This window comes from Phyllobacterium sp. P5_D12 (genome assembly GCF_054049495.1).
In genome coordinates, this window is record NZ_JBFUMG010000170.1 from 1 (window position 1) to 8,688 (window position 8,688).

Annotated in this window: 8 protein-coding genes and 1 pseudogene; 3 read left to right on the forward strand and 6 right to left on the reverse strand. The window is 55.3% G+C overall.

Annotated features, from left to right (window positions below):
- From ACXJ5O_RS13030 to ACXJ5O_RS13040, 3 genes and pseudogenes are all read right to left on the reverse strand, one after another.
- Nucleotides 1–352: FAD-dependent oxidoreductase (locus ACXJ5O_RS13030; protein ID WP_457300256.1), on the reverse strand; the 352-nt coding region annotated here is incomplete at its 3' end.
- A gap of 282 nt (nt 353–634) precedes the next feature.
- Nucleotides 635–808, reverse strand: a pseudogene (locus ACXJ5O_RS13035) (aldehyde dehydrogenase family protein); the annotation flags it as partial.
- 561 nt (nt 809–1,369) lie between these two features.
- On the reverse strand, nt 1,370–1,642 hold the full coding sequence (locus tag ACXJ5O_RS13040) for a hypothetical protein (protein WP_457300257.1): 273 nt from the start codon (nt 1,640–1,642) through the stop codon (nt 1,370–1,372).
- Between the two features lie 156 nt (nt 1,643–1,798).
- On the opposite strand from ACXJ5O_RS13040, the gene ACXJ5O_RS13045 reads away from it, so the two are divergent.
- Nucleotides 1,799–3,565, forward strand: coding sequence for a hypothetical protein (locus tag ACXJ5O_RS13045; protein ID WP_457300258.1), 1,767 nt, complete (start codon nt 1,799–1,801; stop codon nt 3,563–3,565).
- Nucleotides 3,566–3,742: 177 nt separating this feature from the next.
- Here ACXJ5O_RS13045 and ACXJ5O_RS13050 read toward each other — a convergent pair whose 3' ends face one another.
- From ACXJ5O_RS13050 to ACXJ5O_RS13060, 3 genes are all read right to left on the reverse strand, one after another.
- A complete protein-coding gene (locus ACXJ5O_RS13050; protein WP_457300259.1) occupies nt 3,743–4,783 on the reverse strand; it encodes a sensor histidine kinase in 1,041 nt (346 codons plus the stop codon).
- The gene (locus ACXJ5O_RS13055; protein ID WP_457300261.1) at nt 4,783–6,225 is read right to left on the reverse strand and encodes an ATPase domain-containing protein; all 1,443 of its coding nucleotides are present in this window, start codon (nt 6,223–6,225) and stop codon (nt 4,783–4,785) included. The genes ACXJ5O_RS13050 and ACXJ5O_RS13055 overlap by 1 nt, the downstream gene beginning before the upstream one ends.
- Nucleotides 6,226–6,383: 158 nt before the next feature.
- Nucleotides 6,384–6,788, reverse strand: a complete 405-nt coding sequence (locus ACXJ5O_RS13060; protein ID WP_457300260.1) for a response regulator — start codon at nt 6,786–6,788, stop codon at nt 6,384–6,386.
- A 525-nt stretch (nt 6,789–7,313) separates the two neighbouring features.
- On the opposite strand from ACXJ5O_RS13060, the gene ACXJ5O_RS13065 reads away from it, so the two are divergent.
- Both ACXJ5O_RS13065 and ACXJ5O_RS13070 read left to right on the forward strand, forming a co-directional pair.
- Nucleotides 7,314–7,523 (forward strand): cold-shock protein, encoded by a 210-nt coding sequence (locus tag ACXJ5O_RS13065; RefSeq protein ID WP_037066731.1) that lies wholly within the window; start codon nt 7,314–7,316, stop codon nt 7,521–7,523.
- 167 nt (nt 7,524–7,690) lie between these two features.
- Entirely contained in the window at nt 7,691–7,966 is a 276-nt protein-coding gene (locus ACXJ5O_RS13070) for a hypothetical protein (RefSeq protein WP_114432726.1), read from the forward strand.
- Nucleotides 7,967–8,688 lie beyond the last annotated feature (722 nt).

Here is an 8,688-nt window from a genome sequence, read left to right on the forward strand (position 1 = left end):
TCCAGTGCATAGTCTCATTGCTCTGACGCACCAGAATCTCGCACAGATCCGGGTCAGTGCGATTATGAGTTACCCGAGCCATATCGTCGAAGAAAAGGTCCTCCGTATAGCTGCCGAAATCGCTGTCCATTTCCTCGGGTGTCAGATCGGGAGACAGCGCGCGGATATCATCCGAACCCTCATAGGCGAAACGCATCAACCCTTCGGTATAAGAACTGTTGCCGCCCCGTTCAGCCTTGGGCGCGCGTTCCAAAAGAAGCACGCTCGCACCCTGCTCGCGTGCCGACAATGCCGCACATAGAGCAGCATTTCCACCGCCGACGACGACAACGTCAAATTGGCTTTTCTTCATCAACTGTTTCATGTCCTCACCTGAATGACTTGTATATGAGGACCTTCCTATCAAAATCGACCGTTCAGATATCAGACTATCTCGTGCTTCTGCTATTCCCGGAATGAATACTGAACAATGGTTAGACAGTGATCCAGCAACCGCAATTGGCAGGATCGGGCCACTGTGTGACGCTTGCGGTCAGGCACAATAGTAAGCTTGACAACAAAAATGAACGCGGCCGCCGGGTGAAACCGGCGGCCGGGAAAAGCAAAAAAGTACCAAACGAAAGGTGTGCGGTCTCTATTCTATGCGCCAATACATGCTCTTGGCCTGCATATAGGAGCGCATGCCTGCTACACCTTTCTCCCGACCGATACCGCTTCGCTTGAAGCCGCCGAAAGTCGCGGAAATGCTGCCTTCCTTGTAGCCGTTGATCCAGACCGTGCCGGCTCGCAAGGCTCGTCCTATGGTTGACGTCGTCGCCCAATTGCCTGGCCATGCCGTTCATTAGCATCATCGATCCATAGGGCTCTGTAGCCGAGCAGGCAACGTCCGCACCTGTCACCATCGCCTGGCCTGCATGCTAAAATTATCGGTGGAGATATCAGATTATCTTGTACTGCTGCTATTCTGCCAAGGAATACCACCAGGCGCGAATTGATTGGAAACCTACCGCCGGTGCGATTCAACGCCCGGAATCCAGTGGGGAATGCCGTTATTTAGGCACAATGCGTGACGCAGTGGGCGCCAAAACCCTTTAGGACCCTCAGAAACCACTAAGAGTTGCCTCTCGCCTTTGCAATTTAGGCTTATTGCAACGTAGCTGCCCTTCACCTACTGCGGAAGTGCCGCACTGCAATGACGCCTTTTTGAGGCGCAGCGTAAACGTCGTCATGTCGGTCGTTGCTGACTCAGTATGTGCCAATAGCCACCATGAACCGACGGGTGCGGGCTGGGTGGACCAGAGGACGCCTAGAACCGGCTCAATCTCGGAGCGCCCCCTTTCGCCGCTACGCGCGGTTAGTCTGCACAACGTTAAATGGCCTCTGTTTGTTCAACGGCAGCGCTGCGCCGGTCGCCAAGGTCGATCAGCGCATCCAGCAGTCTGAGGAGGCCTTGCGCTTGGCGAGAGTTCAGTGGGTAGCTCGCAATAGCCAAGCGCTGAACAGTGGCCGCAGTTCGCGCCGGCAGGCTGGTGCCAACCCAACTAGTTTTAGCCAACCCCATCTTTTCTATGACGCTGTTAGCTTGGACCACGAAATCGTCGATTGGGTAGGAAGCGCTGAACAAGAAGAACGGCACAATCACCTACACCGAGCGACGCTTCGGCTGACGTTCTCGGCGCCGCTGTAGGTCGCGGCGGCGCCGGTTCATTCAGCCACATCTCCCGTACCATTGTTTTGCTTGCTCCTAACGGTGCCGGTCATGCTACAGAAACGAGTTGCTTGGGGTGAGGTCAATGCCATGTCTGTGAAAAACGTCCAGAACCAAATTGCAAAGTTCCTTCGGTCGCCAGCGGCCGAGGTGCTCTGCATCCGAGGGCATTGGGGCACAGGCAAAACCTACACCTGGATGGAGGCATTGAAAGGGGCCGCGAAGCCCAATGGCGGGCTGGCCATAGAGAAATACGCCTACGTCTCGCTTTTTGGGCAGAACAGTTTGGGGGATGTGAAGGGGGAGCTGTTTTACCAGACGGTCAACCGAGATCGAATTGGCGAGCAATTTGACCCAAAAGAAGTCGGCGCGCTTTTCAGTGGTCTGCCACAGGTGGCCAGTTGGAGCGCTCGGGTTGCAGGTGCCGTGTTCGGCGAGGGGTATTCCAGCGTGGGCTCAACGGTGATGTACCTCACCGTACGCAATAGACTCATTTGCATTGACGATTTGGAGCGTAAGGGCGAGGACCTACGCAGCGCCGATGTCCTAGGGCTTATCTCCCAGCTGAAGGATGACCGGAACTGCAAGGTCGTGCTCCTCCTGAATGATGAGCAGCTTGAGGATCGCGAAGAGTTCGAGACGTTCCTGGAAAAGGTCGTTGACGTAAGCCTTCGGTTTGCCCCGACCCCGGCTGAAAGTGCCGAGACCGCGTTTAGGGGGCAGACCGCGAGCGCGCTGGTAAAGGAAGAACTGACCGCTCGGACCATATCGCTCGGGATCGATAACGTCCGCGTCATACGTAAAATTCTGCGGATCATTCATGAACTGGAGCCGCTCCTAAAGGACTATAAGCCTGGGGTGATGAAGTCGGTTATAGGCTCGCTCACCCTATTCGGTTGGAGCTACCTCGAACGCGATGCTTCACCGCCTCTCGATTACATCAGGCAGCTTGGCGAATACAGTTCGGTAGTTGACGGCTCTACGCCAGAGCTTGYGGCGCTGAAAATGAAATGGGGACCGCTCCTCCGGCGCTACGGCTACAATCACACCGACGAATTTGACGATGTCCTCATTGAAGGCGTCGTTAACGGCTACTTCGATCCCGATGTTGTCGCTATGTATGCCAACCAACTGCACGAAAGGGAAAAGGCAAGCGAAGCCAACGCGGAGTTAGCCAAGGCGTGGGCGGTTTTCCACGGCTCGTTCGAGGATAACGTGGAAGAGATGGTTGCCATCGTTACCGACTGCTTCGAGCGGAACGCCAAATACTTCAGCTTCAGCACCACCGCCCAGCTCATCGACCTTTTACGCCGGGTAGACCAGGCCGACGCCTCGAACAAAGTGTTTGCGGCCTACGTAGACGCGAACAAAGGAAATCCCGGCGCCTTTGATATGGACCGCCTTTTGCGGTTCGGTTATGAGCTGCCCCGCGATATCGTTGAGCGGGTAGAGGATATTCAAGCGAAGGCCGAGCCCGACCTCACCAACGATGAGAGATTCCTTAAGCTGAAAGAGGCGGGCTTCAACTCTGAGATCGGGTTGGAGATCGCTAAGGCTCCTGTTGCCGAGTACGTGCGGGTTTTGACGAGCCACGCGAATGAGGAACTAAAGCTCATTCGTGCCGGGTTGACCGATTACATCGACGTATCAAACCCGCCCGAAGTCGCCCAAGCAATCATGCACAAGGCGGCGGAAGCGCTAATTGAAATCTCCAAACGGAGCCCATTGGATAAAGCCCGCGCATACTCTTACCGCCTTATTCAATGGCAAGAGCAATGGAGGCCTAAGGCTGAAATAGCGGCGCCGGTGGAAGCTGCGGAGGCTGGACCTGTCGAGGAAGCCCCAGCGCCAGCGTAGCGGACAGTCGGCAGTCGGCCCCGAGCTTGGCGTTTGGCGATTGTGGCGCGACTGACAGACAACGCAGCCAATCACAACGTGCCATGTACAGAGACCGTCGCACGCTCCAAGGTGATGAAACGTGAGCTCTCGCAAAAAAATCGCAACCGCGAGGCGGCACTCGGCGGAGGCACGGGTTCAGTCTCTTGGTGAAACCTTCGAAAGCGGTCCACTGACAACGCACCGCAGGCCGGCAGGATCAAAAGTCACAAGGGGCTTTTCTCCAAAGACGGCAGCCAGCGCCGCACGCACGTATCTGGTTCCGTAACCCGCCCTCGTCGGCGGCGCGACAACCGGCCCCCCGGTCTCGGCCCACTCAAGGGTCACCGTCGGTGTGTCGGTGGCCGAAATTTCCCAGACCACGCTTACCCTCCCCTCCAGGGTTGAAAGCGCACCATACTTGATGGCGTTTGTCACAAGTTCATGCAGGCATAACGCCAGGGTTGTCCCCGCGTCGCGGGTGAGCATCAGATCAGGCCCTTCGACATAAAACCTATTAGTCCCGTCGGCACGATAAGGCTCCAGAGTGAAGTTTATTATGTCTCTCAGTGCGACGGCGTCGCCCCCCGCTTCGAATACTGCGGAGTGGACGTTGGCTAGCGCGCTCAGGCGGCCTTCAAAATCTGCGGTAAGAGCGTCGATCGTGTCCGAACCGCGACGGGTCATGCGAAAAATCGATGTCACACTGGCAAGGATATTCTTGACGCGGTGGTTGAGTTCGAAACGAAGTTCCCTTTCCCGCTCTATGGAGTCTCTGACTTCCCGCTGGCGCAACCGGACAAGGAGAGCAGACTGAATGCCGCTCACAAGCTCCAGGGAAGCGACGGGTCTTTGAATGAAAAGGTGGCGTGACCGTGGCCATCGCCTGTCCAATTCCGCTCGGATTCGCGACTGCTGTGCGGATCGATCCAACAGCACAAAAATTGGCAAGTCCGACCAGTTTGGCTGGGTGGTCAAATGGTTTGCGATGGCCTCGATCGTCGGGGGATTCAGCGACTCGTGGGTGGCAATGATCACGCCGGGCGATTCCGGAAGCTTCTGGACCAGATCATCCGTATCGGCACAGACCTTGACGACCATGCCATGCTCCACGAGCAACATCTCGATATAGGCTGCGTCTTTCCTGTATGGTGCCAGTACGAGCACCCAATCCAATTCGCCGTGATTGTTGGCGTCCATTACGCCTCTGGCAGGGGGTTGTACGCAACAACGGTAACGCCAGAGCTCTCGATCAAGAGCTCCCTGACGTCCAGGTCATGTGGGCCGTGCCGCTTCTTGACGACCGTGATACTGCGTCGGAGCTTTCCTTCGTGCTCGGAAATTCTGAGAAGCAGGACAGTGTCTCCAAGGAAGCTGACATCGACGTCAATGCCAACATTTTGCCCCAGCAAACCGTGTTGCGCGACGATCAACATGGTCAGTACGCCCGAACGGGCGAGATATTTCAGCAGAGACTGGATATCGCGCACGGCCTTCTCGCGGTGCGGCAGTGAATTCAGATATCCGGTGAAGCTGTCGATCACCACCACACGTGACTTTTCCCGGGTGACCACCTCTTGCGCGATCTTGCCGAATTCGCCGGGCGATATTTCGTTGGGATTGAAATCCCGTATGATCAGCTGGCCATCCTTGTGAAACTGGCGCAGGTCCATGCCAAGTCCCTCGGAACGCCGGAAAAACGTTTCCAATCTTTCCTCAAACAGAAAGAGCGCAACGCTCTCGCCCCGTTTCAATGCCGCTGTCGCGTATAATGATGACATGGTCGATTTGCCGGTCCCCGACTGGCCGATAACAAGCGTCGTCGTTCCCGACTCCTGTCCGCCGCCAAACATTTCATCGAGGGCTGTAACGCCCGACTTGATCAGCTGCGGTTTGACTGTTTCGGATGYCGCCCCGKGAATTATCCTTGGGTAGATGATAACCCCTTCTCCTTCCCGTATGGCCATATCATGATAGCCGTCGGCAACGGGAACACCACGCATCTTGCTTACCTCGACCCGGCGACGGACCCCGCCATATTCCTCGAGCGATTTGTCGAAGCGGATGACACCATGGGCAATCCCCTCGACCTCCTCGCCGCTGCGCTCAACTGAGCCGTTCGTCTGTGTATCCAGTAGCAAGGCCACCACCTGCCGCTGCGCCAAAAAAGACTTAAAACCCAACAGTTCTCGTCTAAAGCGCGGGGAATCTCCTGTGATGAGGCGGATTTCCAGAAGCGAGTCATAGACAAGCCTGTGGGGCTTGTGATCTTCAATTGCCTGCTCAACGGCTTTCCGGGTTTCGTCGAGCCGGAGCTCCGTGGTTTGAAAGATCGTTTGATCCGAAGCGCCATTCACAGCATCGGACGCCGACAACTCTTCAACTCTGATACCCTTGAGGCTCCAGCCGTGAGAAATGGCGATCGATTCAAGCTCTGCCGCGGTCTGGGAGAGACTGACGTAAAGGCAGCGTTCCCCGGCATCGACGCCCGCGAGCAGGAACTGTAGCGCTGCAGTTGTCTTGCCCGATCCGGGAGCACCTTGCAGGATGTAAAAATTGGAAGAAGGCAAGCCGCCTCGGAGGATTTCATCCAGCCCGGCAATGCCGGTTTTCACGACAGATTGTTTCTTATGCGTGACCATGTCGATCGAATCCATTCCGTTGAAATCGAGTAAGGGGAGACGCCAGACGGCTGACTGCAAACGCTTCCCGCTTTATATTCCACATTGACCATCGTCAACATCGCGATCGACGGCATCCGGATTCACACGACCCTCAAGTCGCTATACAACCACCTCCATTAATTCACCATTCCCATCTCTCGTACGGCCTTTATGATGTGTTTGTGGTGGTAAGGCTTTCCAAAAAAGCGGCCCTCGACCGGAAGTGTGTCGTCGGACATGTACCTATGTCCCGATGTAACGATGATCTTTATCGGTGGCCACCTATCCCGCACTGCAGCCGCCAGTTTCAGTCCATCCATGCTTCCGGGCATGTCGATATCGGTGAATAGTACCCGGATGTCATCGCGTTCACTCAGGATAGCGATTGCCTCGTCGGCATCTCCCGCTTCCAACACGCTAAAGCCGGCGGCTTCCAACGCGTGGGCGATGTCCATGCGGACGATTATCTCGTCTTCTACAACGAGGACTGTGATCGAGTTTTCCTTCATACGAAGTCCCTTTCGTAGCGCTGTCCGGCTCATCGTGGGCTGCTCTCCAACGCGTGCGCTCTCAAATCGATCCGAAGAAAGACAAATCGCGGACCAAAGCACGGTAGCGAACGACCACAGCCGCAAGCGTGGAATGGGCGCAAACTCTTGCGAAGAACGAATATTTTCACCTGTCCTGTCCTGCCCTGCTCGCCTGCAATTTCAGTGCACCGACCCTGCAAGCGCCCTCCTGAAAATTCTTGGACGACAAAGGTGCAAAAGCGAAGCATCGGTTCGCCTTGAACGATGCGCGCTTCTTCGCGACCGTTGTGCACGCGGAAGAGGGCGACCATCCCCCAACCTTATGATGCTGACAACGACACCGCGACCGGAGGGGGCACCGCATTGACATCTTGGTGTGTGGAGGGGTACACGTCTAGCGTCGATGTTTGCTAGTTTGACTTTTGTTATCGCGCGCTGGCAACGTGCCCTGGACGAACTTCCCCGTCAAAGATCGAGATCATCATCCGCCAAGTTCTATTTCGGCGGGTCGTTGCAATTGCTATGAAAGGGTTCGTTATGACCACTGGCACAGTTAAATGGTTCAATTCCACCAAAGGCTTCGGCTTTATCCAGCCTGACAACGGCGGCACCGATGCGTTCGTTCATATCTCTGCGGTCGAGCGCGCCGGTATGCGTGAAATTGTCGAGGGTCAGAAGATCGGCTACGARCTAGAGCGCGACAGTAAGTCGGGTAAAATGTCTGCCTGTAATCTGCAGGCTATATAATCCGGTAACCGCTTTCCCTTGGCCACGGGTATACTGATACTGTCAAAGGCAAGTTAACCAAGTGGGTCAGGCATCTGCTTGGCCTTTTTTTATGTTCACGAACTGTCGGAAGCCTCCGAGCCGGATAGCATTGTTCGCGGCCAGCCGGCGCATATTCGGAGATTTGAATGACCGAGCAGAGCAATGAGCTCCAGGCGATCAACACGGCCTGGCAGATTGCCATTCAGGAAATCCTACGGATGGTCGTGCGGGATATGTACAAAACGGGCGATGAAGCTGTGTTCAAGTCGCATATAAAGCGCATCGAGGAGGCCGCCGTCGACAGCATTTATTCGGGTCTGATGCTGCGAGGGACAAACGAATGGACAGAGGTACTCGTCAAAGAGAAAGCGAGTAACTTCGTCACCACTCTGCTCACCTCCTTTACCTTCGATCGTGCATAAGACTCCGGCTAACGTGCGGCCCGGCGGGCCTGCCGCCGCATACGAATGCATGAATTCATGATAGACCTTGATTGAATAGCGCTGCGTTGTTCTCGGTAGAATGGATGGCGCGATTCTTTGCTGCCGCGGCGCTGTGCCTCACAAGAATGCCGTCGACGCTTTTAGTGTCCTGCTTTTGTATGAACGCGACCAAATCGGACCAATTCTTGGCTCTGTGGTAGTGCAATGAGGAAGGCTGACTACTAAACTAAACCGCTTTATTCGAGCTTTTCGGAATTCAAACTCGATGGTTGTAATTGTCCAACATCGCGCCAAAAGCTTTGACGCGATGTCATGATACCGGGAGCTAGGGATTTAGTATCCGGTACTTCTCGCGTCATTCATTCCGAGTCAACCACGATAATTCACCGTCTACCGCTTGGGCGGGCGTGTACGAAGGCATTTTAACAAAACGGCAGCAATGGATGGATATTTATTACCCCTCCATGAAAAGTTAGAACAGCCGCTTCGCGCCTTCATTCCGGCCATTCGATATTGTAGGCTCTGGGCCATTAGCGGTAATTCAACATAGATAATTATTGTCCAACCAAACCGTCGGTCAGGGATGATCCGCCATGYGTGTCGGCGATGGCTCGCTTTAGATCATCGATGGCATTGGCGGAAGGCAGTGTTTGGCCCTCAGGCTCCGGTGGCATTTTCCAGCCCGGATCGATCCCTTGCAT

Coding starts and splice junctions, on each gene's coding strand:
- ACXJ5O_RS13070 (WP_114432726.1), top strand. CDS start 7,691: ATGACCGAGCAGAGCAATGAGCTCCAGGCGATCAACACGGCCTGGCAG.
- ACXJ5O_RS13050 (WP_457300259.1), bottom strand. CDS start 4,783: ATGGACGCCAACAATCACGGCGAATTGGATTGGGTGCTCGTACTGGCA.
- ACXJ5O_RS13060 (WP_457300260.1), bottom strand. CDS start 6,788: ATGAGCCGGACAGCGCTACGAAAGGGACTTCGTATGAAGGAAAACTCG.